General features: G+C 66.6%; 17 protein-coding genes. 9 read left to right on the top strand and 8 right to left on the bottom strand.

Annotated features, from left to right (window positions below):
* Nucleotides 1-47: 47 nt before the first annotated feature.
* Entirely contained in the window at nucleotides 48-455 is a 408-nt protein-coding gene (locus NCR37_RS02830; protein ID WP_250471426.1) for a Rap1a/Tai family immunity protein, read from the top strand.
* A 140-nt stretch (nucleotides 456-595) separates the two neighbouring features.
* On the opposite strand, the gene NCR37_RS02825 is transcribed toward NCR37_RS02830, so the two are convergent.
* The 3 genes from NCR37_RS02825 to aspT (NCR37_RS02815) are packed head-to-tail and all read right to left on the bottom strand — an operon-like array spanning nucleotide 596 to nucleotide 4,889.
* A complete protein-coding gene (locus NCR37_RS02825; RefSeq protein ID WP_250471425.1) occupies nucleotides 596-1,441 on the bottom strand; it encodes an aldo/keto reductase in 846 nt (281 codons plus the stop codon).
* 54 nt (nucleotides 1,442-1,495) lie between these two features.
* Nucleotides 1,496-3,184 (bottom strand): aspartate-alanine antiporter, encoded by a 1,689-nt coding sequence (gene aspT / locus NCR37_RS02820; protein ID WP_250471424.1) that lies wholly within the window; start codon nucleotides 3,182-3,184, stop codon nucleotides 1,496-1,498.
* Between the two features lie 22 nt (nucleotides 3,185-3,206).
* Nucleotides 3,207-4,889 carry an aspartate-alanine antiporter gene (gene aspT, locus NCR37_RS02815; RefSeq protein ID WP_250471423.1) on the bottom strand — a complete coding sequence of 561 codons (1,683 nt, stop codon included), beginning with the start codon at nucleotides 4,887-4,889 and terminating at the stop codon, nucleotides 3,207-3,209.
* 508 nt (nucleotides 4,890-5,397) lie between these two features.
* Between aspT (NCR37_RS02815) and NCR37_RS02805 the strand changes: the two genes are divergently transcribed.
* The gene (locus NCR37_RS02805; RefSeq protein ID WP_350029043.1) at nucleotides 5,398-6,405 is read left to right on the top strand and encodes a LysR family transcriptional regulator; all 1,008 of its coding nucleotides are present in this window, start codon (nucleotides 5,398-5,400) and stop codon (nucleotides 6,403-6,405) included.
* A gap of 67 nt (nucleotides 6,406-6,472) precedes the next feature.
* On the top strand, nucleotides 6,473-7,495 hold the full coding sequence (locus NCR37_RS02800) for a 2-hydroxyacid dehydrogenase (RefSeq protein WP_250471422.1): 1,023 nt from the start codon (nucleotides 6,473-6,475) through the stop codon (nucleotides 7,493-7,495).
* Nucleotides 7,496-7,510: 15 nt separating this feature from the next.
* On the opposite strand, the gene NCR37_RS02795 is transcribed toward NCR37_RS02800, so the two are convergent.
* Nucleotides 7,511-8,008: a plasmid fertility inhibition factor family protein gene (locus tag NCR37_RS02795; protein WP_175939623.1), complete on the bottom strand. Its 498-nt coding sequence runs from the start codon at nucleotides 8,006-8,008 to the stop codon at nucleotides 7,511-7,513.
* A gap of 218 nt (nucleotides 8,009-8,226) precedes the next feature.
* Between NCR37_RS02795 and NCR37_RS02790 the strand changes: the two genes are divergently transcribed.
* The 4 genes from NCR37_RS02790 to pdeM all read left to right on the top strand — a co-directional run bounded on the left by NCR37_RS02790 (nucleotide 8,227) and on the right by pdeM (nucleotide 14,753).
* Complete coding sequence (locus NCR37_RS02790) at nucleotides 8,227-9,276, top strand: ligase-associated DNA damage response exonuclease (RefSeq protein ID WP_250471421.1); 1,050 nt, start codon at nucleotides 8,227-8,229, stop codon at nucleotides 9,274-9,276.
* Nucleotides 9,273-10,940, top strand: a complete 1,668-nt coding sequence (locus tag NCR37_RS02785) for an ATP-dependent DNA ligase (RefSeq protein WP_250471420.1) — start codon at nucleotides 9,273-9,275, stop codon at nucleotides 10,938-10,940. Before NCR37_RS02790 ends, NCR37_RS02785 begins: the two co-directional genes overlap by 4 nt.
* A 421-nt stretch (nucleotides 10,941-11,361) precedes the next feature.
* Nucleotides 11,362-14,076, top strand: coding sequence for a ligase-associated DNA damage response DEXH box helicase (locus NCR37_RS02780; protein WP_250471419.1), 2,715 nt, complete (start codon nucleotides 11,362-11,364; stop codon nucleotides 14,074-14,076).
* An 8-nt stretch (nucleotides 14,077-14,084) separates the two neighbouring features.
* Entirely contained in the window at nucleotides 14,085-14,753 is a 669-nt protein-coding gene (gene pdeM, locus NCR37_RS02775) for a ligase-associated DNA damage response endonuclease PdeM (protein WP_250471418.1), read from the top strand.
* 10 nt (nucleotides 14,754-14,763) lie between these two features.
* Here the strand turns inward: pdeM and NCR37_RS02770 are convergent, their stop codons facing one another.
* Complete coding sequence (locus tag NCR37_RS02770) at nucleotides 14,764-15,204, bottom strand: hypothetical protein (protein WP_250471417.1); 441 nt, start codon at nucleotides 15,202-15,204, stop codon at nucleotides 14,764-14,766.
* A 279-nt stretch (nucleotides 15,205-15,483) separates the two neighbouring features.
* Between NCR37_RS02770 and NCR37_RS02765 the strand changes: the two genes are divergently transcribed.
* Both NCR37_RS02765 and NCR37_RS02760 read left to right on the top strand, forming a co-directional pair.
* Entirely contained in the window at nucleotides 15,484-16,656 is a 1,173-nt protein-coding gene (locus tag NCR37_RS02765; RefSeq protein ID WP_250471416.1) for an MFS transporter, read from the top strand.
* Nucleotides 16,657-16,673: 17 nt separating this feature from the next.
* Entirely contained in the window at nucleotides 16,674-17,846 is a 1,173-nt protein-coding gene (locus tag NCR37_RS02760) for an MFS transporter (RefSeq protein WP_250471415.1), read from the top strand.
* 191 nt (nucleotides 17,847-18,037) lie between these two features.
* On the opposite strand, the gene NCR37_RS02755 is transcribed toward NCR37_RS02760, so the two are convergent.
* Genes NCR37_RS02755 through hmgA form a run of 3 tightly spaced genes read right to left on the bottom strand, consistent with a single transcriptional unit; the run spans nucleotide 18,038 to nucleotide 22,003 of the window.
* Nucleotides 18,038-19,375 (bottom strand): MFS transporter, encoded by a 1,338-nt coding sequence (locus NCR37_RS02755; RefSeq protein ID WP_250471414.1) that lies wholly within the window; start codon nucleotides 19,373-19,375, stop codon nucleotides 18,038-18,040.
* Between the two features lie 10 nt (nucleotides 19,376-19,385).
* On the bottom strand, nucleotides 19,386-20,678 hold the full coding sequence (fahA, locus tag NCR37_RS02750; protein WP_250471413.1) for a fumarylacetoacetase: 1,293 nt from the start codon (nucleotides 20,676-20,678) through the stop codon (nucleotides 19,386-19,388).
* Complete coding sequence (gene hmgA / locus NCR37_RS02745) at nucleotides 20,675-22,003, bottom strand: homogentisate 1,2-dioxygenase (protein WP_250471412.1); 1,329 nt, start codon at nucleotides 22,001-22,003, stop codon at nucleotides 20,675-20,677. The genes fahA and hmgA overlap by 4 nt, the downstream gene beginning before the upstream one ends.
* Between the last annotated feature and the right edge of the window lie 80 nt (nucleotides 22,004-22,083).

The following is a 22,083-nucleotide window of genomic DNA, read 5'->3' as shown; positions in this document are numbered from 1 at the left end:
CTCGTCGCCTCTCAACGGTTCAACGTTCATACAAGAGGATACCCACGATGAAACGCGCTCTCTCGCTCGCCGCTTCCCTCGCGCTCTGCGCAGTCACGGCCGCCCACGCGCAGTCCGCGCCGACGCCCGGCGCATCCGATCCGAGCTTTTCCGCTTGGTCGCTCGCGCAGCAGTGCGGCCAGAAAGGCGACAACGCCGCGCAGGGACAATGCGTCGGCGCGGTGCGGGGCATCGTGCGCGGGTATCAGTACGGCGTGCTGTTCTTGTCGCAACGCGCGTCGATGCCGGCGAACGAAACGCGGCGCGTGTCGCTGTGTTTGACGGATACGACGGTGTCGTCAATCGTCGATGATTTTCTCGCGGACGCGAAGCAGGTCAGCGAGGCGGATCTGAGCCGCACGCCGGCCGAAGTGGCGGTGCTGGGGTCGGTGCATGCGCATCATGCGTGTTCGTGAGTAGATGCACTCAGCGGGCGCTGTTGGACGGCCCGCTGAGTCGAACAAGGCTTTTCACGTCTCATCACAGCGAGCGAGCAGTAGTCGGGATAGCAGACTATTTTGCTCGCTACTGTTCTTCAGCAACGCCGATATCGCCACTAAAGCATCTCCAACCCACGTTTCCCCCTCGGCGGCCTGAACTCCCCATCGATCTGCGCCAACTCCTCCGCCGACAACCGCAACTCCACCGCCGCCCGATTTTCCCGCACATGCGCGACATCCGCGGCCTTCGGGATCGCGAACACCTCGGGCTGTTGCAGCACCCAGGCAAGCGCCACCTGAAACGCCGACACGCCGCGCGCCGCCGCGATCTTTGCGAGCACGCCGCCGCGCGGCAGCCGCGCATGATCGACCGGGCTGTACGCCATTGCGGGCAGCCGGCGTTCACGAAGCCACGGCAGCAAGTCGAACTCCGGCCCGCGTCGCGCGACGTTGTAGAGAATCTGATCCGTCGCGCAGGCATTGCCGCCATCGAGCGAGAAAAGCTCCGCCATGTCGTCGGTGTCGAAATTGCTCACGCCCCAATGACGAATCTTGCCGTCGCGCCTGAGTTTCTCGAAGCCCGCGACGACGCCCTGCAAGTCTTCGCCGCCGCGCCAGTGCAGCAAGTACAGATCGATGCGATCGGTTTTCAGCCGCTTCAGGCTCCGCTCGCACGCCGCTTGCACGCCGCGCTCGCTCCCGTTATGCGGATACACCTTGCTCACGATGAACACGTCGTCGCGCACATCCGAGAGCGCCTCGGCGATGAGCTTCTCGCTCTCGCCGTCGCCGTACATCTCGGCGGTGTCGATGAGCGTCATCCCCAGTTCGACGCCTTCACGCAGCGCTGCGATTTCCGCCTTGCGCGCATTCGGGCGCTCGCCCATTTCCCAGGTCCCCTGCCCGAGCTTTGGGATTGCTTCGCCGTCGGGAAGCGTGACGACGGGTAAGGTATTCGCCATGAAATGCCTCCTTGTTCGCCTGCCGATTATGGCGCAAGGAGCACGCCCGAGCCGCTACACGAGACCGACGACGAGCGGCCCGAGCAACGTCAACAGCACGTTCGCGAGCGCATACGTCACCGCGAAGGCGGCCGTCGGCACCGGGCTTTCCGCCTTGTCGAGCACGCCGCCGAACGCCGGGTTCGCGCTGCGCGAACCGGAAAGCGCGCCCGCGAACACCGCTGCGTTGTCGTAGCGCAGCACGTAGCGGCCGAAGAGCATCGTCAGCAGCAGCGGGAAGAGCGTGACGAACACGCCGAGCAAAAAGATCGTGAGGCCGCTCTGCTTCACGGTGACGACGGCCTGCAAGCCGGAGTTGAGTCCGACCACCGCGACGAACGCCGCGAGGCCGAAGTCCTTCAGCAGCTGCGACGCGGCAGGCGGCATCACGCCGTACATCGGATGCTTGCCGCGCATCCAGCCGAAGACGAGGCCCGCGAGCAGACAGCCGCCGCCCGAGCCGAGCGTGATCGGAATGCCGCCCACGCGCACGACGACGAGCCCGAGCAACAGCCCGATCACGATGCCCACGCCCATATAGATGAAATCCGTCTTGTTGCTGTACGGCAGTTCGTAGCCGGCTGCGTCGACGGCGCGCTTCGTGTCCTGCGGCGAGCCGTAGAACGTGAGCACGTCGCCATGTTCCAGCCGCGTTTCCGGCAGCACGGGCAACGGCATGCCGGCGCGCGAAATCGCCTGCAAATAGACGCCGTGCCGCATGTCGCGGTCCACCGTCGCGCGCACGGCGGCGATCGTCGTGTGATTCATGCCGCGCCGCGCGAACACGCCCTGCCGCTTTTGCATCACGATGCTGATCCCGTCGCTGTCCGCGACTTCCTCGCCCAGTTGCGACGCCGCGCCGGCCATCGCCTCGCGTCGCCCGACGACGAGCACGATATCGCCCGCTTCGAGCATCACGTCCGGGCGCGGTTCCAGCGCGTGACCCGCGCGCCGCACGCGCTCGACGGTGATCAGGTCTTGCTCCGCCATCTCGATCTGCGCGACCGTGCGTCCCGCCGCGCCTGCCGCCGTCACGCGATACGCGCGCCCGACAAGCGGCGAAAGCGCGGAGACTTGCCCCGGCGCGGGACCGGCATCGCCCGCAAGCGACTTCTCCGCCTCGATCGACGCGTCCTTCAGGCTCTGCCCCATGAATTTCGGCAGGACGTTCACGCACACGATGATCGCGCCGAGCGAGCCGAACACGTACGTCACCGCGTAGGCAATCGCCACGTCGCCCTGCAGCGCCTTCGTTTCGGCGGCGGGCAAGCCGAGCCGCGCGATGGCGTCGCCCGCCGTGCCGATGATCGCGGACTGCGTGAGCGCGCCGCCCGCCAGCCCCGCCGCGAGTCCTTTATTGAGGCCGAACGCCTTCGCGCAGACGAGCACGGTGGCGAGCGCCGTCACCGCGAGAAAAACGGCCATCGCGATCTCGCGCAGCGTTCGCCGGTTCAGCGAGTTGAAGAACTGCGGCCCCGAGTCGTAGCCGACCGCATAGATGAACACGGCGAACATGACGGACTTCACGCCGTTGTCGATCTGCACGCCGACCTGGCTCACGACGACCGCGGCGATGAGCGAGCCGCCGACGCCGCCCAGTTGAAACTTGCCGAAGTTGATCTGGCCGATCAGATAGCCCGCCGCGAGCGACAGAAACAGCGCCGTTTCGGGTGACTTCGCGAAAATCGCGTGGAGCCAGTCCATTGAACCCCCGATGTTCATCGTTCTAGCCGAGCTTGCTTACCAGTCCGACGACGAGCGGCCCGAGCAGCGGCAGCAGCACGTTCGAAATGGCGTAGGTAATGGTGTAGCCGATGACGGGCGTCGCGTTGCCCGTCACGCCGACGAGCGCGCTGATCGCCGGCGTGCTGCACTGCTGGCCCGCGATCGCGCCGAGCAGCATCGGCACGTCGAGCTTGAGCAGCACGCGCCCGACGACGAGCGACGCGAGCGCCGGCACGAGCGTGATGACGATGCCCGCCACCGGCAACGCGATGCCGAACTCGCTAATCAGCCGCAGCGCGTCCGCGCCCGCCGACAGGCCGACCGCCGCGATGAAGGTGCATAGCCCGAAGTCCTTGAGGATTTGCGCGGCCGCCGACGGCAGCGAGCCGATCAGCGGATAGCGCGAGCGAATCCAGCCGAACACGAGCCCCGCGAGCAGACAGCCGCCGCCCGTGCCAAGCGACAGGTCGATGCCGCCGACATGCGCCGACAGCCGCCCGATTCCGATGCCGACCAGCACGCCGAGCCCGAGGAACACGAAGTCCGTCTTCTGCGTCGCCCGAATGATGTAGCCGAGCTTCGCCGCGCCGCGCGTCACGTCCTCCTTGGCGCCGACGAGCGTGAGCACGTCGCCGCGCTGCACCTGCGTGCCGGGCAGCGCGGGCACCGTGCTGTCGAGCCGCGTCACGGCCGCGACGAACACGCCGCGCCCATCCGCCGGATTCGCGCGGGCGCGCGCCTGTGCGAGCGTGAGCCCATGCAGCGCGCGGTTCGTGAGCATCACGTCGACTTTTTCGACGAAGTAATCCGAGCCGCCGCCGTTGAAGACTTCCTCGCCGATCCACGGGATCGCTTCGACGAGCGCCTCGCGCCGCCCCGCGATCACGATGCGATCGCCCGCCTTCAACGTCACCGAGGGCTGCCCCTTGATGACGGAGCGGTCGCGCACCACGCGCTGCACGCTGATGTTGTGGCCGAAACGCTTTTCCAGCTCGCCGATGCTGCTGCCGGCCGCGGCCGTCACTTTCAGTTCGCGCGCGGCGAGCGGCATGATGGCGGGCGTCTGCCCTTCGGCAAGCGCGCCGTCGCCGCCGAGCTTGCGCCACACGCGCTCGGCTTCGTCCCGCAGATTCACGCGCAGAATGAGCGGCGCGAACTGGCTCGCGAAAAGCACGATCGTCACGAGCCCGAACAGATAGCTGACGCTGTACGCCGTGACGATATTCGCCTGAAGGCGCGCGATCTCGGCGGCGGGCAAGCCGAGCCGCGCAACCGCTTCGGACGCCGTGCCAATCACCGCCGATTCCGTCGCGCCGCCCGCGAGCAGCCCGGCCGCCGTGCCGGGGTCGAGCTTGAGCATCGCCGCGATGCCGAGCACGAGCGCGACCACGACGATGACCTCGACAAGCGAAAGCGCGCCGTACCGCCAGCCGCGCCCGATGTTGGCGAAAAACTGCGGGCCGCCCGTAAAACCGAGCGCGAAAATGAATAACGCGAAGGCAATGTTCTTCAGATCCGGCGATATACGCGCGCCGCTTTGTCCGAGAATGAGCGCGACGATCAACGTGCCGCAAACGCCGCCAAGCTGTATTGGGCCAAACCTGAACGAGCCGATAAAGAAGCCGATAGCCAGGCTGGCGAAAAGCGCAATTTCCGGTTGTGTCGCGAGCAGATGCCATAACATGACTCGGTTCATCCTTTCGGCTTTACGCAAATTGCGCCCGGCCGCACGAAAATTGAAATGCCGATATCCGTTAGCTGAAGAGCCGTTCCGATTCCCGTCACGCTTCGATTAACGACACCTTTGTTTCTGCCTCTTAGAATTAGTTCAGATTTAGCAAGGAACCGTGAAATGCGCGGTGTCCGGATTATTTAAGTACACCGGTATAATGGCCGAATCCTAAGCGTTTTCCCGGGTTGAGCAGCGAAATGACAACCACTGCGTAAGCATCAGATTTTCTTATGCTTCAAAGCGGCCAATCTTAGAATAAATTTATCGTCCACAAGCACTGACACAGATAAACGCCTGCGAATCGGAAACTATTTCCTTTCGCAGAGCGATTACTTATTCTGATATTGCAGTTTCTTCGTTCTGTCAATATTATGCAGTAGTGGCACCTCAATAGTGGGCACATCGCACGGGGTCAAGGTGAGCCCACATCACCGACGCACAACAGAGAGAGGGCATTCAGATGAACCAGATTCATGCAATGCGCGTTTTTGTGCGAGTCGCCGATACCGAAAGTTTTCGGCGCGCGGCTCAGCAACTCGACGTCTCGAATGCGCTGGTTACTCGCGCAATTGCGATGCTTGAAGCGCATCTCCGGACGCGCCTGATTAACCGCACTACTCGCAATCTTTCGTTGACTGAAGCCGGCACACGCTATTTGGAGGGATGCCGCGCATTACTCGAAGAATTGGATCATCTGGAATCGGCTGTCACGCATACCGAAGGCGAACCGAGCGGAACATTGCGAGTCGTTGCATCGAGCGCGCTTTCGCTGCTCACCTTGACGCCGCTTATCGACGGCTTCCGCCAGCTTTATCCGAAGGTGAATGTGCGCCTCACACTCGCCGAACGTCATGTCGATCTTGTCGAGGACGGATATGACGTGGGCATCGTCGCGGCGTTCATGGTGTCGAGCACGGCGCTCGTCGAGCGGCCCATCGGCGTGAGCGCGCTGATCCCGGTCGCTACGCCCGCGTTCCTGGCCGAGCACGGCATGCCCGGGACGCCGTCGGACCTGCAGAGCATGCCGTCGGTCGCGCTGCCGAACGACATTCGCAGTTCGTCGTGGCACTTCAGGCATCGGCTCGGCGCGTCGGAACAGGTCACGCTTTCGGCGGTCTACTCCGTCAACAGCGCGCTGATGGTCCGTCTCGCGACGCTGCGCGGCATGGGCTTTTCGATCTTGCCGGAAGGCATCGTCGCAGGCGACATCAACGACGGCACGCTCGTGCGCCTCTTGCCCGACTATTCGGTCGAGGACCCGGAAATGAAGTTGTCGATCGTCTATCCGGGGCGGCAGTATCTACCGGCGAAAACGCGCTTCTTCATCGACTACGCACTCGAAAGGCTGACGAAGGAGGTCAACGCCGCGAACACCAAGCCTGACGATCTCTATCGCAAGACGCCGGTCGCCTTTCAGGCCTCCGGCGCAAACGTTAGCGTGACCTCGGGCAGCCCTACGACGCACTGACGCGCACCGCCGGCTCCGGGCCGGCGCGCGTCCCTCAACCCGAACGCTGCCGGCCCACATGACAAACATGGACACTCGCTCAGACCCGCACCGTCTCATTCTTTTCAGCGCCCGTCAGTACGACGCCGATACCTTCCGGCAGGCCAACGAAGCCTTCGGCATCGAACTCGACTTTCAGGAAGCGCATCTCGATGCGCAAACGGCCGTCGTCGCGCAGGGCTACACGGCCGTGTGCCCGTTCGTGAACGACAGCGTGGACGAAGCCGTGCTCGAAAAGCTGCACGCGGGCGGCACGCGTTTGCTCGCGTTGCGCTCGGCGGGCTTCAATCACGTGGATCTCAACGCGACGAAGCGCCTCGGCATCGCGGTCACGCGCGTGCCCGCGTATTCGCCGCATGCGGTGGCGGAACACGCCGTGGGCATGATCCTCACGCTCAATCGCCGGCTGCATCGCGCGGTGGCGCGCACGCGCGAAGGCGACTTCTCGCTCTCCGGCCTGCTCGGCTTCGATCTGCACGGCAAGACTGTCGGCGTGATCGGCACGGGCATCATCGGGCGCGTGTTCGGCAACATCATGGCGGGCTTCGGCATGCGGGTGCTCGCGTACGATCCCGGCCCGCCCGCGCAAGACCTGCTCGCGCGCGGCGCGCGCTACGTGCCGCTCGACGAACTGCTCGCGAACTCGGACATCGTGTCGCTGCACTGCCCGCTTCTGCCTTCGACGTATCACCTGATCGACGAACGCGCGCTCGCCAGCATGAAGCGCGGCGCCATGCTCATCAACACCGGGCGCGGTGGGCTGGTCGAAAGCAACGCGCTCGTCGGCGCGCTCAAGAGCGGCCAGCTCGGGCATCTCGGGCTCGACGTGTACGAGGAAGAAGGCGGCCTTTTCTTCGAGGACCACTCGGACCGCCTGTTGCAGGACGACGTGCTCGCGCGGCTGCTCACGTTTCCGAACGTCGTCATCACGGCGCATCAGGCGTTCTTCACGCGCGAGGCGCTCGTCGAAATCGCGACGACGACGCTCGGCAACGTAAAGGCGTGGGCCGAAGGCGCGCCGCGCAACCTGGTCGACGCGCCGTCCGCCTGACGCGTCGCGGACAGATCAGACTTCGCCGTACTCCGCGACCGCATCGCCCGGCGCGGCGCACATGGCGCGCAGGAGATCGGCCTCGCGCTCGTGCACTTCCACCGGCATGCACAGCGCGCCGGCGTGCGCCATGTATCGCGCGCGGTGCTGTCCGTTGCGAAACGCGACGACGCCTTGCCGATGCACGCCGATCAGCCCGAGCAAGCCTTCCGCGCGCCGCACGCTGATGGTCACGTACGGCATTTCGGGCACGCGCGGGTTGTCCGGGTCGAGGAATTCGCGGATGCCGCGCACCTTGCCCGCGTGCCAGTCGTCGACGGCCTTGAGCACGTAGTCGGTGTCGTCGCGGTCGGCGCATTGCAGGAGCCGCCTGACATCCACCAGCACGACCTGATGGCGCGAGCCGGGCTCGGCGAACACCCGCTTCAGACGCACGAAGTCATACTGCGGATGGCTCCTGAGCCTGACAATCCAGACGGCCTCCGCGGCAGTCGGCGCAACCATCGTGTCCATATTCGGCTTCATTCCAAAACACCAGCGGAAGATCACGTGAGACAAGGCACTGCAACGAACCTCGCGGCTCGAACCGGCTCCTTCGTTCTCGGACGAAAATAAGACGATGCTGTACAAAGCTTTTACACCGTAGTCGCTCTTCATGAAAGCGCCATGACGGGCATGTCACGTGCTTTGTTGCCTGCACGACACTTCTCAGGAGCACGACCGAAAAGCCCGTGAACACATCCGCCGATCTCATCGTCGCGCGTCCCGAGGGCTTGTACTGTCCGCCGGGCAACTTCTATATCGATCCGTGGCGGCCCGTCGAGCGCGCGGTCATCACGCACGCTCACGCCGATCACGCGCGCTTCGGTCACGCGCGCTATCTCACGGCCGAAGCGGGCCGCGGCGTGCTGCTCTCGCGGCTGCCGGGCATCGACGTGCAAGGACTTGCTTACGGCGAGCGCATCGACGTGAACGGCGTGCGGGTGTCGCTGCATCCGGCGGGGCATGTGCTCGGCTCGGCGCAAGTGCGCGTGGAGCACGGCGGGCGCGTGTGGGTCGCGTCCGGCGATTACAAGGTGGAACCCGATCCGACCTGCGCGCCTTTTGAGCCGGTCCGCTGCGACACCTTCATCACAGAATCGACCTTCGGCCTGCCGATCTACCGATGGGAACCGCCGCGCGCCGTGTTCGAAGGCATCGACTCATGGTGGCGGCACAACGCGGCAGAAGGACGCGCGTCGGTGCTCTTCTGCTATTCGTTCGGCAAGGCGCAGCGGCTGCTGGCGGGCATCGACGCGGGCATCGGCCCGATCTTCTGTCACGGCGCGGTGGAGCCGCTCAACCGCGCGTACCGTGAATCGGGCGTCGCGCTGCCAGAGACGCGGCTCGTGAGCGAAATCGCCGCGCGCGACAAGGCGGCGTTCCAGGGCGCGCTGATCGTCGCGCCGCCGTCCGCGCAGGGCAGCACGTGGATGCGCCGCTTCGGCGATTACAGCGATGCCTTCGCCTCCGGCTGGATGCGTCTGCGCGGCACGCGGCGGCGCAAGGGCGTCGATCGCGGCTTCGTGCTGTCGGATCACGCGGACTGGCCCGGCCTGCAAACGGCCATCGGCGCGACGGGCGCGGAACGCGTGATCGTCACGCATGGCCAGATCGAGCCGATGGTGCGCTGGCTGTGCGAGCAAGGGCTCGACGCAGGCGCGTTCAAGACCGAATACGGCGACGACGCCATAGAAGCCGACACGGCCACCGACACCACGACGGAGACGCCGTCGCAATGAGACGCTTCGCGACGCTCTATGCCGCGCTCGACGCGACAACATCGACCAACGAAAAGCTCGAGGCGCTGATCGCGTACTTCTCCGGCGCGGAACCGGAAGACGCCGCGTGGGCCTCGTACTTTCTCGCGGGCGGCAAGCCGCGCCAGTCGGTGCCGACGCGTCTTCTGATCGAATTCGCACGGGAGCGCGCGGGCTTGCCGGAATGGCTCTTCGAGGAGTCGTATCAGGCGGTCGGCGATCTCGCGGAAACGATCGCGCACGTGCTGCCGCCACCGCAGCGCGAATCGGAGCTGGGCCTCGCGCAATGGATCGAAGATCGCGTGCTGACGCTGCGCGGCGCGAATCCCGTGGAACTGCGCGAGCGCATGCTCGGCTATTGGGACGAGTTGAACTGGAGCGAGCGGTTTCTGCTGACGAAGCTGATCGGCGGCGGCTTTCGCGTGGGCGTGGCGCGGCAACTCGTCGTGCGCGCGCTCGCGCAGGTGGCGGGCGTGGATCACAAGCGCATCGCGCAACGCATGGTCGGCTGGACCGATTCGCGGCAGGCGCCGAGCGCCGCGCGCTATCTTCGGCTGGTCGCGCCGGCGGCCGAGGGCGACGACGTCGACACGCCGCATGAGAGCGACGTCGGCCTGCCGTATCCGTTTTTTCTCGCGCATCCGTTGCAGGCCGATCCCGCGACGCTCGGCGCGCCCGCCGACTGGATCGCCGAATGGAAGTGGGACGGCATTCGCGCGCAACTCGTGAAGCGCAGCGGCCGCGTGTGGATCTGGTCGCGCGGCGAGGATCTGCTGACCGAGCGCTTTCCCGAACTCGCGTCGCTCGGCGCGGCGCTGCCCGACGGCACGGTGATCGACGGCGAAATTCTCGCGTGGGAGCCGGGCGCGGCCATGCCGCTGCCGTTCGCGCGCCTTCAGCCGCGCATCACGCGCAAGTCGCTGACGAAGAAAGTGCTCGCCGATTCCCCCGCCGCGCTGCTCGCCTACGATCTGCTCGAAGCCGATGGACGCGACCTGCGCACGGAGCCGCTGCACGCACGCCGCGCGAAGCTCGATGCGCTCGCGCAGACGCTTTCGTCGACGCTCGCGGTCGATCTGCTGCGCGTGTCGCCCGTTGTCGAAGCTGCGGACTGGGACGCGCTCGCCGCGTTGCGCGACGAGAGCCGGGCGCGCGGTGTCGAAGGGCTCATGTTGAAGGAGCGCGCGTCGATGTACGGCGTCGGCCGCACGAAGGCGTCCGGAACGTGGTGGAAGTGGAAGATCGACCCGTATTCCGTCGATGCCGTGCTCCTCTACGCGCAGCCGGGCCACGGCCGGCGCGCGAGCCTCTACACGGATTTCACGTTCGCGGTCTGGGACGAAGCGGACGGCGTGCGTACGCTGGTGCCGTTCGCGAAGGCGTACTCGGGCCTGACCGACGAGGAGATGCGACAGGTCGATGCCATCGTGCGCAAGACGACCGTCGAGAAGTTCGGGCCGGTGCGCAGCCTGACGCCGACGCTCGTCTTCGAGATCGGCTTCGAGGGCATTCAGGCGAGCCCGCGTCACAAGTCGGGCATCGCGGTGCGTTTCCCGCGCATGTTGCGCTGGCGGACGGACAAGAGCATCGACGACGCGGATACGCTCGACATGCTCAAGGGGTTTTTGAACGAGGCGATGGCATGAGCGGGCTTTGTTCACGCGACGAGGCGGGAAGGCGTGGAAGGTCGTCGCGTGCGACGGCATCGGGCGGCGGGTTGCGCGTTTGGCGTGGGTTTGGCGTTGGGGAGTGCGTGCGCGTTCTTGGCGGCTTTCGTGTTCGTGGTGGCTTGCGAATTGGCGGGGGCTCTCGCGTTCCCGGCGGTCTTCGCATTCGCGATTGCTCTCGCGTTCGCGGCGGTCTTCGCGTTCGCGGCGGCTCTCGCTTTCGCGGCGGCCTTCGCATTCGCGACGGCTCTCGCGTCGCCGGCGGCCTTCGCGTTCGCGGCAGCTCTCGCGTTCCCGGTGGTCTTCCCATTCGCGACTGCTCTCGCATTCGCGGTGACTCTCGCATCGGCAACGGCTTTGGCATCCCCGAACGCTTCGCATACGCGAGCGAGGCGGCCACATGAACCGCGAAGACGGAATCGAGGAAGACCGCGAGCCCGATTACGACGACGCGCTTCAGCCCGACGCACCGAGCCGCGCGAAACGCCGCGCCCCGCGCCCGCGCCGCGTGCCGCGCACGCAGGCCGCGCAAGCCAAGCTGGACGCCGCCGCCGAGCTTTTCCGGCCCGCGCCCTTCGTGTACGACGCGATAGAAGCCGCCAAGCCGATGGACGAACGCATCGCGCGCTGGTTCGATGCGCGCGGCTGGCAGCCGTTTCCGTTCCAGCGCGAAGTGTGGCGCGAGGTCGAACGCGGCGCGAGCGGCCTGCTGCATGCGACGACCGGCGCGGGCAAGACCTGGGCGATCTGGCTCGGCGCATTGACCGCCTTCGCCGGTCCGCCGAAAGCGAAGAAGGCGAGCCGCAAGCGCCGCTCGATCACGCAGGCCGCAGACTCCACCGCCGACATCGACAAGACGCCGCTGCCCGCCCCGCTCACCGTGCTGTGGATCACGCCGATGCGCGCGCTCGCCGCCGACACCGCCCGCGCCCTGCAAACCGCCGTGAGCGCGCTCTCGGTGCCGTGGACCGTCGGGCTGCGCACGGGCGACACGTCGTCGACGGAACGCGCGCGGCAGAACCGCCGCATGCCGTCCGCGCTCGTCACGACGCCCGAAAGCCTCACGCTCATGCTCACCCGCGCGAACGCTCGCGAAGAACTCGCGCACGTGCGGCTCGTCGTGATCGACGAATGGCACGAACTGCTCGGCAACAAGCGCGGCACGCAGACGCAACTGGCCCTCGCGCGCCTCGCACACTGGCGCGCCGATCTGCAAATCTGGGGCCTGTCCGCGACGCTCGGCAATCTCGCGCTCGCCCACGACGCGCTGCTGCATCCGGTGAGAACGCCGCGCGTGGTCGTGCAAGGCGCGCAGCCGAAAACGCTCGTCGTGGATACGCTGATTCCCGAGACCATCGAACGCTTTCCGTGGGGCGGGCATCTCGGCGTGCGCCAGGTCGGGCCGGTCGCCGATGAAATCGAGCATGCGCAAAGCTCGCTCGTCTTCACCAACACGCGGTCGCAGTCGGAAATCTGGTATCGGGCGCTGCTGGATTTACGGCCGGACTGGGCGGGACTGATCGCGCTGCATCACGGCTCGCTCGATAAGGAAGTGCGCGACTGGGTCGAACTCGGGCTCAAGAACGGACAACTGAAGGCGGTCGTCTGCACGTCGAGCCTCGATCTCGGCGTCGATTTTCTGCCGGTGGATCGCGTGTTCCAGATCGGCTCGCCGAAAGGCGTCGCGCGTCTGATGCAGCGCGCCGGGCGTTCCGGCCACGCGCCGGGCCGCGTGTCGCGCGTGACCATCGTGCCGACGCATGCGCTCGAACTGGTCGAAGCGGCGGCGGCGCGCTGGGCGATCGGCGAGCATCGCATCGAAGGGCGCGACATGCCGCTGAAGCCGCTCGACGTGCTCGTGCAGCATCTGGTCACGGTGGCGATTGGCGGCGGATTCAAGGCTGCCGACATGTTCGACGAAGTGCGCACCGCCTACGCGTACCGCGATCTGGGCCAAGCCGAATTCGACTGGGCGCTCGCGTTCGTCGAGCGCGGCGGCGCGTCGCTCGCGGCCTATCCGGACTATCACCGCGTCGTGCGGGGCGATGACGGCGTGTATCGCGTGCCGCGCGAAGACCTCGTGCGGCGGCATCGGAACAATGTCGGCACGATCGTCGCGAACGCCACGATCAACGTCGCGTACATGACGGGCGGACGCATCGGCGCGATGGAAGAATCGTTCATCTCGCGCCTGAAGCCCGGCGACGTCTTCACTTTCGGCGGACGCGCGCTGGAACTGGTGCGCGTGCGCGACATGACCGCTTACGTGAAGCGCGCGAGCTCCTCGCGCGGCGCCATGCCCCAGTGGGCGGGCAGCAAGATGCCGCTGTCGTCCGAACTGGCCGAAGCCGCGCTCGTGATGCTCGCCCGCGCCAACGACGGCATCTACGACGAGCCGGAGATGCAGGCCGTCAAGCCGCTCCTCGACTTGCAGGCGAAGTGGTCCGCGCTGCCGGGACCGGGCGTGCTGGTCGTGGAGACGGTGCGATCGCGCGAGGGGCATCACTTCTTCTGCTATCCGTTCGCGGGGCGCATGGCGCATATCGGGCTGGGATCGCTGATCGGCTGGCGCGTGGCGCGCGATCAGCCGAGCACGTTCTCCATCTCGATGAACGATTACGGCTTCGAGTTGCTGTCGGCGCGTCCGTTCGACTGGGAAACGCTGATCGCGGAAGGCCTCTTCTCGCCGGACAATCTGGAGCACGACATTCTCGCGAGCCTGAACGCATCGGAACTCTCGGCGCGGCGCTTTCGCGAAATCGCGCGGGTGTCGGGGCTGATCTATCAGGGCCATCCGGGGCAGCAGAAAAGCGCGCGGCAATTGCAGGCGTCGAGCGGCCTCTTCTACGAAGTCTTCCGCAAGCACGACAGCGGCAATCTGCTGCTCACGCAAGCCGATCAGGAAGTGATGCTGCAGGAACTCGAACTGGGCCGCTTGCGCAGCGCGCTCGTGCGGATGAGCGAAAGCCGCCTCGCGCTCACGCATCCGAAAAAGCCGACGCCGTTTGCGTTTCCGCTGATCGTCGGGCGGCTGCGGGAGAAGGTGAGCACGGAGAAGCTCGCGGATCGCGTTGAGCGGATGCTGGCGGAGTTGGAGAAGGCGGCGCAAGCTTGAGCACACGCATGGCGACCGAAGCCCTGACCATCGACGTGAACGGCCACGCGCTCGTGCTATCAGCCGAGCGAGCCGCCTTCGATCCGCTCGAAAAGAGCCTCTTCATCGCCGACGCGCATTTCGGCAAGGACGCCGTCTTTCGCGCGCGCGGCATTCCGGTGCCGGCGGGCGCCACGGCCGACAATCTGACGCGGCTCAATACGCTGATCGCGACGCATCGCCCCGAGTCGATCGTCTTTCTCGGCGACTTGCTGCACGCACGCGAATCTCACGCCGAAGAAACTCTCGCCGCGCTCGATGCGTGGCGAGCGACGCATCGCGCGTTGCGGCTGGTGCTCGTCGAGGGCAATCACGACCGGCATGCGGGCGAGTTGCCGGCGCGCTTCGGCGTGGAACTGGTGCAGGAGCCGTATCGGCTCGGACCGTGGGCGGTGTGCCATCACCCGCAGAACGTGGACGACGGCTACGCGCTCGCCGGTCACGAGCATCCGGTGTATCGGCTAGCGACGCGGGTCGACAGCGTGCGGCTGCCGTGCTTTCGTTTCGGCCGGCGCGCGGGCGTGCTGCCGGCGTTCGGCGCATTCACCGGCGGCTTCGAAGTCAACGACGCCGTGCGCCGCGCGAACGAAGCCGTCTACGTAGTGGCGGGCGAGCGCGTGTTCGGCGTGCGGACCTGACCGCGTGCGCTCAGTGATACGTCTTCGTCGATGACTGCAACTTCGTGAGCGCCCCGCGTTCCAGCTTGTACCAGCCCGCCGTGGTCTGCATCACCACTTCGTCGCCTTGCCAGAACACGCGCTGCACCGTCATGCGCTTGCCCGCGCGCTGAACCAGCGGCGGATTGCGGCGGAAGTCGTAGAGCACCGGGCCGGTGTCCGTCTGCATCAAGGCGCGCGTGATGGAACCGTTGCTGCCCGCTTCATCGAAATGCGCGAGACGGCGGGCGTCGAAGCGGTCGAACGCCTGCGTGCCGAGCATCGCGGCGAAGCCGGACTCGTCACGCAGGAAATAGACGGTGCCCGCTTGCGTCGCGACGGGGCCGGCGGCGTCGCTCTGGGCGTGCGCGTGCGTGACAAGCAGGACCGCGCTGGCGATGGCCGCGCGCAGGCAGGTTTTCAAAGGCGACATATCTCTTTAGTCAGTGCTGTGTTTTTCCAACACCGGCGCCGCGCAACGATTCGCGCGTGTCGGGCAAGAATGCAGAACGTGGGTCGGCCGGCTAACCCGAATCATGCAGAATCCTGCGCCGCCGGGGCTGATCACAAAAGGAACCGCTCATGATCCGGCATTGTCGGGTCACGCCATTCTCAGGGTTTCTACCAGCACCAAAAATCACCTTTCGGTAGAATTCGAGCCTTCCCTGCGCCGCCATTCAGGCCGGCGCGCCCATTTTCCCCGCCTTTTGCCATGCCCTTGCCTCTCCTCGCTCTTGCAATTGCCGCGTTCGGCATCGGCACGACCGAATTCGTCATCATGGGCTTGTTGCCCAACGTCGCGCGCGATCTCGCCGTGTCGATTCCCGCCGCCGGCATGCTCGTCTCGGGCTATGCGCTCGGCGTGACCATCGGCGCGCCGATCCTCGCCATCGTCACCGCGAAGATGCCGCGCAAGAAAGCGCTGATGGGCCTGATCGGCGTCTTCATCGTCGGCAATCTGCTGTGCGCGCTCGCGCCCAACTACTGGGTGCTGATGGGCGCGCGCATCGTCACGGCGTTCTGCCACGGCGCGTTCTTCGGCATCGGATCGGTGGTCGCCGCCGATCTCGTCGCGCCGAACCGCCGCGCGCAAGCGATCGCGCTGATGTTCACCGGCCTGACGCTCGCCAACGTGCTCGGCGTGCCGCTCGGCACCGCGCTCGGCCAGGCGGCCGGCTGGCGCGCGACGTTCTGGGTCGTCACGCTCATCGGCATCGCGGCGGCGGGCGCGCTGGCGGTGTGCCTGCCCAGGCACATCGAGATGCGCGAGACCAGCATCCTGCGCGAATTCAACGTGCTCAAGAACCCGCAAGTGCTGATGGTGCTCGGCATCAGCGTGCTGGCTTCGGCTAGCCTCTTTTCGGTGTTCACGTATATCACGCCGATCCTCGAAGACGTGACGGGCGTTTCGCCGCACGCGGTCACGTACGTGCTGCTGCTCTTCGGCCTCGGGCTGACGGTGGGCAGCACGCTCGGCGGCAAGCTCGCGGACTGGAAGCTCCTGCGCTCGCTGCTGTCGTTCCTGCTGTCGATCGTGATGATTCTCACGGTCTTCGCCGCGACGATGCACGAGTCGATCTCCGCGATGATCACCATCTTCCTGTGGGGCGTGCTCGCGTTCGCCATCGTGCCGCCGCTGCAAATCCTGATCGTGAACCGCGCGAGCGACGCGCCGAATCTCGCCTCGACGCTCAATCAGGGCGCCTTCAACCTCGGCAACGCGACGGGCGCGTGGCTGGGCGGCTGCGCCATCAGCGCCGGCGCGCCGCTGACGTCGCTGCCGTGGGTCGGCGTCGCGATGGCGTGCGGCGCGTTCGGGCTGACACTGCTCTCCGCGACACTCGACAAGCGGGCGCGCCGTCTCGCCATCGGGCAGGCTGCCTGAGTCTCGCTGCGCGGTCGATGAGAGGCGTCCTCTCGCGCGACTTCTTCGCGCTGATTTCGAGCGTCGCGGTGGTGGGCCTGGGCCTCGGCGCGACGCTGCCGCTCACCGCGCTCGCGCTGACGCAGGCGGGCTACGGCTCGGACGTCGTCGGCATCATGACGGCGATGCAGGCCGGCGGCGGACTCGTCGTCGCGCCGTTCGCGAGCCGCATCGCGTCGCGATACGGCGCGCGCGGCACGATCATGGGCGCGGTCGTCGTCGCGGCGCTCGCGACCATCGCGATGCAGTTTTCCATCGACCTGTGGCTTTGGGCCGCGCTGCGTTTCGCGTGCGGCGCGGCGCTGATGCTGCTCTTCACCATCGGCGAGGCGTGGGTCGCCGCGCTCGCGGACGATTCCACGCGCGGCCGCGTCGTCGCGCTTTACGCGACCCACTTCACGCTGTTTCAGATGGCCGGGCCGGTGCTCGTGAGCGTGACGGGCGGCTGGCAATCGACGCGCTTCGCCCTTTGCGGTGCGATCTTTCTGCTCGCGTTGCCCGCGCTCGCGACCATTCGCGTGTCGCCGCACGCGCTCGGCGCGGGAAGTGCCGGGCACGGCGAGCACGCCGAGAGCGGCGACTGGCGGCGCGTGCTGCCCCGCATGCCGGCGCTCGTGATCGGCACGGGCTTCTTCGCCCTCTTCGACACGCTCGCGCTTTCGCTGTTGCCGCTTTTCGCGATATCGCATGGCGTTACCGCGAACACCGGCGTGCTGTTCGCCTCCGCGATCCTGCTCGGCGACACCGCGATGCAATTCCCGATCGGCTGGCTTGCCGACCGCATCGGGCGCGCAAAGGTGCATATGGGCGCGGGCGTCGTGGTCGTCGCGCTGCTGCCGGCGCTGCCGTGGGCTGTCGCGTATCCGTGGCTCTGCTGGCCGCTGCTGTTCGTGATCGGCGCGGCGGCGGGCAGCGTCTACACGCTCTCGATCGTTGCGTGCGGCGAACGCTTTCGCGGCCCGGCGCTCATATCGGCGACAGCGATCGTCGGCGCTTCGTGGAGCGTGGCGAGTTTCGGCGGGCCGATCGTCGCGGGCATGCTGATGCGGCGCGCGGGCGCGGACGCGCTGATTGCTGTGCTGTTCGCCGCCGCGCTCGCGTTCGTCGCGGCGGCCGCGTGGGAAAAACGGGAGACGCCGCGCGTCCGTTGAGGCTCAGACCCTGGCCGCTCGCCCGGCCAGCGTACCGTCCCGGCGCACCACCGCGAGCAGCACCACGAGCAGCGCCGAACAGAACACCGGCACCGCCGCCGAATGATTCAGCGCGGCGCTCGCGTTCGTCGTCCCGGCGGCGTGGGAACAACGCGAGACGGCTCCCGTCGGTTGATGCTTGTAACGCGGGTTTAGACCGCCGTCACCACGCTACCCCGTTCCCTGCGCACCACCGCAAGCAGCACGACCAGCAGCGCCGAACAGAACACCGGCACGGCCGCCGCGTGAAACAGTTCGACGTTGCTCCATCCGAGCGCGATCATCTGCCCGCCGACGAGCGGCCCGATCACCGATCCCACGCGCCCGATGCCCAGACTCCAGCCGATGCCGGTGGAACGCAGCGTCGTCGGATAGTAATGGCCGGCAAGCGCGTTGACGGCAGGCTGGCCGCCGACGATGCAAAAGCCCGCGGCGAACACGGCCACGAAGAGCCACATCTGAACGTGCGCGACGCCGCCGATCACCCCGACGCAAACCGCGCCGACGAGAAAGCAGCCGAGCAGCACGCGCACGAAGCCGAAGCGCTCGATGAACCAGCCGAGCAGCAAGGTCCCGAGCACGCCGCCCGTCTGCAGCAGCGTGCCGACGAGCACGGCTATGCCGGGCGAATAGCCCGCATCGCGCATGACGGTCGGCAGCCAGTTCGAGAGGAAGTACAGGTCGATCAGATTCATGAAGCTGATCGCCCACAGGATCAACGTGACAGGCGTGCGTCCTGCGCGGAAAAGCTCCGCCACCGGCGCGCCTTCGCCGCCTTTTTCCCGCACGATGAGGCGCGTCGTCGAGTCGATCGTGAGCGTCGGATCGAACTTCGCCAGCCACGCGCGCGCCCGGGCTTCATGCCCCTTCAGCACGAGAAATTGCAGCGATTCGGGCAGCGCGGCGAGCATCGCCAGCGCGAGCAGGAGCGGCACCGCGCCGCCGACCCAGAAGACCGAGCGCCAGCCGAGCGACGGAATCAGCGCCGCGCTCAAAAAACCGCCGAGCGCCGCGCCCAGCGTGAAGCCGCAGGAGACCAGCATCATGCGCTTGACGCGGTGCTGCGTGCTGGAGAATTCGCCGACCAGCGCCATCGCGTTCGGCATGATGCAGCCGAGACCGAGCCCGGTGACGAAGCGCAACGCGGTCAGCACCGGCAGGCTGTGCGTGAAGGCGGTCGCGATCATCGTGAGTCCGAAGAACAGCGTCGCGCCGATCAACACCGGCCTGCGCCCGATGCGGTCGGCCAGCACGGACAAGCCGAGCGCGCCGAGCAGCATGCCGAACAGGCTCGCGCTGAACACCGGCCCGAGCGCGGACTTCGGCACGCCCCATTCGGCGATGACCGCCGGCGCGACGTAACCCATCGCCTGCGCGTCGAAGCCGTCGATCACGAGGCACAGCCCGCACAGCGCGAGCAGCAGGAAATGAAACGCGGGCCGGTGGGCATCGCCGAGCGCGCGCTCGACGTCGATCGTCGTCTTCGTCATGTTCTATTCCTCACGTTAAGGAACGCGCCGGCAGGATGCGCCCCGCGCATTCCCCGAAGCCCACGCGATAACCGTCGCCCTGACACCAGCCGCGCAACGTGATCTCGTCGCCGTCCTGAAGGAACGCGCGCTCGCCGCCTTCTTCGAGCCGCACGGGCCGCTGGCCATTCCATGTCGCTTCGAGCAGGCTGCCGCACGAGTCGGGCGTCGGTCCGCTGATCGTGCCCGAGCCCACCAGGTCGCCCACGCGCGTGTTGCAGCCCGATACCGTGTGATGCGCAAGCTGCTGCGCCATCGACCAGTACATCAGCCTGAAGTTGGTGCGAGAAATGGTCGTCGCGGTGGCCGCGCCTTCGGGCCGCAAGTCCACGGACAGATCGATGTCGAAAGCGTGATCGCCCGCATGGCGCAGATACGCAAGCGGCTGTGGCTCCTGCGCGGGCGTCGCGGTGCGGAACGGTTCGAGCGCATCGAGCGTGACAATCCACGGGGAGATGGTCGTCGCGAACGTCTTCGAGTTGAACGGGCCGAGCGGCACGTATTCCCATTGCTGAATATCGCGCGCGCTCCAGTCGTTGAGCAGCACCATGCCGAAGATGTGCGCTTCGGCTTCTTCGCAGGCAATCGGTTCGCCGAGCGCATTGCCTTGCCCGACGATGAAGCCCGTTTCCAGTTCGATATCCAGCTTGCGGCACGCGCCGAAAATCGGGCGCGGCTCGTCCGGCAGCTTCAACTGGCCGTTGGGCCGGTGCACCGGCGTGCCGCTCACCACGACCGACGACGCGCGCCCGTTATAGGCGATCGGCATCTCGGACCAGTTCGGCAAGAGCGCGTTCTTCGGATCGCGAAACATGGAACCGACGTTCGTCGCGTGCTCCTTCGACGAATAGAAGTCCGCATAGCCGGGAATCTCGACCGGCAGATGCATCGTCGCGGTTTCGCGCGGCACGAGCGCGCGGCGGCGCAGCGCCGCATCGTCGCGCAACGTCGGCGTATCGCGTGCGAGCAAGGCCGAGAGCGCGACACGCACCGCGCGCCACGACTCGCGTCCTAGCGCGATGAAGGCGTTCAGGCGCGGCTCGCTGAATGTGCCGCCAGCGTCGATCAGCCGCGCTTCTTCCAGCGCCGCCAGATCCACGATCCAGTCGCCGATCGCCACGCCCGCGCGCGGACGCTCGTTCACCGCGTCGCTGAAGACGCCGAACGGCAGGTTCTGAATCGGAAAGTCGCTCTTGGGATCGTTCGCGGATTCGATCCAGCTTTTCAGCGTCGGGGCGAGCGTCGCCTTCAGCGCATCGTTCATCGTTGCTCCGGGTTGAAGTGTTTCGTGAGGCCCTGCCAGCACTCGTAGTAATGCGCCTGCAACTGCGCGGTTTCGAGCGCGAACTGCGTGGGCTTGATGAGCGTGCGCGTTTCGAACATGAAGGCCATCGTGTCGCCGACTTTCGCGGGCTTCGACGTATCGCTCGCGGATGCCTTCTCGAACGTGTCCGCGTCCGGTCCGTGTCCGGACATGCAGTTGTGCAGGCTCGCGCCGCCGGGCACGAAGCCTTCCGCCTTCGCGTCATACACGCCGTGCACGAGGCCCATGAACTCGCTCGCGACATTGCGGTGAAACCACGGCGGCCGGAACGTGTCCTCGGCGGCGAGCCAGCGCGGCGGAAAGATCACGAAGTCGAGGGAATCGACGCCCGGCGTGTCGCTCGGCGATTGCAGCACGAGAAAGATGGACGGATCGGGATGATCGAAGCTGACCGAGCCGATGGTGTTGAAGTGCCGCAGATCGTACTTGTACGGCGCGTAGTTGCCGTGCCACGCGACCACATCCAGCGGCGAATGGCCGATGTCCGCGCGCCACAGCACGCCGTTCAGCTTCGCGACGAGTTCGAAGTCGCCTTCGCGGTCCTCGTAAGCCGCGTGCGGCGTGAGAAAGTCGCGCGGATTCGCAAGGCCGTTGGAGCCGATCGGCCCGAGATCCGGCAGTTGCAGCAACGCGCCGAAGTTCTCGCAGATGTAGCCGCGCGCCTCGCCGTCGGGCAGCGTCACGGCAAAGCGCACGCCGCGCGGGATCACCGCGATCTCGAACGGCGCGATATCGAGGCGGCCGAGTTCCGTCGCAATCGAAAGCCGCCCTTGCTGCGGAAGGATCAGCAGTTCGCCGTCCGCGTTGTAGAAGAAGCGGTCATGCATCGGGCGGTTGGCCGCGTACAGATGGATCGCGCAGCCGGTCATCGACTCCGCCGCGCCGTTGCCGGCCATCGTCACCCAGCCGTCGATGAAGTCCGTCGGCGCGTCGGGCATCGGCAGCGGGTCCCAGCGCAACTGGTTGGGCGGCGTGGCGGGAACATCGGCGAAATTGGCGACGAGCCGTGCGTTGCCCGTCACCCGCGCGAACGGCTTGTGAACCGCCGCCGGCCGGATGCGATATAGCCACGAGCGCCGGTTTTGCGCGCGCGGCGCGGTGAACGCGGTGCCCGACAGCTGCTCGGCGTAGAGACCGTACGCCGCGCGCTGCGGCGAATTGCGGCCGAGCGGCAGCGCGCCGGGCAGCGCTTCGGTGGCGAAGTCGTTCGCGAAGCCGGACTGATAGTGCCGGCTCGCGTCGGTGTGCGTGTCGAACGGGGGCATCGTCGGATCTCCTCGACAAGATTTTACGAATGTTAAACGGATTACGTTTAGTGAAATAGCTCGTATACCCTGATTCGATG

The organism is Caballeronia sp. GAFFF1 (assembly GCF_023630705.1).
Taxonomy (GTDB): domain Bacteria; phylum Pseudomonadota; class Gammaproteobacteria; order Burkholderiales; family Burkholderiaceae; genus Caballeronia.
The sequence above is the reverse complement of the archived record's forward strand: the minus strand, read 5'-3'. Positions and strand labels throughout refer to the sequence as shown.

Excerpts from the sequence above, each read along its gene's own strand:
- NCR37_RS02760 (WP_250471415.1), top strand. The coding sequence starts at position 16,674 with ATGAGAGGCGTCCTCTCGCGCGACTTCTTCGCGCTGATTTCGAGCGTC.
- fahA (WP_250471413.1), bottom strand. The coding sequence starts at position 20,678 with ATGAACGATGCGCTGAAGGCGACGCTCGCCCCGACGCTGAAAAGCTGG.
- NCR37_RS02755 (WP_250471414.1), bottom strand. The coding sequence starts at position 19,375 with ATGACGAAGACGACGATCGACGTCGAGCGCGCGCTCGGCGATGCCCAC.
- hmgA (WP_250471412.1), bottom strand. The coding sequence starts at position 22,003 with ATGCCCCCGTTCGACACGCACACCGACGCGAGCCGGCACTATCAGTCC.
- NCR37_RS02765 (WP_250471416.1), top strand. The coding sequence starts at position 15,484 with ATGCCCTTGCCTCTCCTCGCTCTTGCAATTGCCGCGTTCGGCATCGGC.
- NCR37_RS02800 (WP_250471422.1), top strand. The coding sequence starts at position 6,473 with ATGGACACTCGCTCAGACCCGCACCGTCTCATTCTTTTCAGCGCCCGT.
- aspT (WP_250471423.1), bottom strand. The coding sequence starts at position 4,889 with ATGTTATGGCATCTGCTCGCGACACAACCGGAAATTGCGCTTTTCGCC.
- NCR37_RS02795 (WP_175939623.1), bottom strand. The coding sequence starts at position 8,008 with ATGGACACGATGGTTGCGCCGACTGCCGCGGAGGCCGTCTGGATTGTC.
- NCR37_RS02785 (WP_250471420.1), top strand. The coding sequence starts at position 9,273 with ATGAGACGCTTCGCGACGCTCTATGCCGCGCTCGACGCGACAACATCG.
- pdeM (WP_250471418.1), top strand. The coding sequence starts at position 14,085 with ATGGCGACCGAAGCCCTGACCATCGACGTGAACGGCCACGCGCTCGTG.
- NCR37_RS02770 (WP_250471417.1), bottom strand. The coding sequence starts at position 15,204 with ATGTCGCCTTTGAAAACCTGCCTGCGCGCGGCCATCGCCAGCGCGGTC.
- NCR37_RS02780 (WP_250471419.1), top strand. The coding sequence starts at position 11,362 with ATGAACCGCGAAGACGGAATCGAGGAAGACCGCGAGCCCGATTACGAC.
- NCR37_RS02825 (WP_250471425.1), bottom strand. The coding sequence starts at position 1,441 with ATGGCGAATACCTTACCCGTCGTCACGCTTCCCGACGGCGAAGCAATC.
- NCR37_RS02830 (WP_250471426.1), top strand. The coding sequence starts at position 48 with ATGAAACGCGCTCTCTCGCTCGCCGCTTCCCTCGCGCTCTGCGCAGTC.
- aspT (WP_250471424.1), bottom strand. The coding sequence starts at position 3,184 with ATGGACTGGCTCCACGCGATTTTCGCGAAGTCACCCGAAACGGCGCTG.
- NCR37_RS02805 (WP_350029043.1), top strand. The coding sequence starts at position 5,398 with ATGAACCAGATTCATGCAATGCGCGTTTTTGTGCGAGTCGCCGATACC.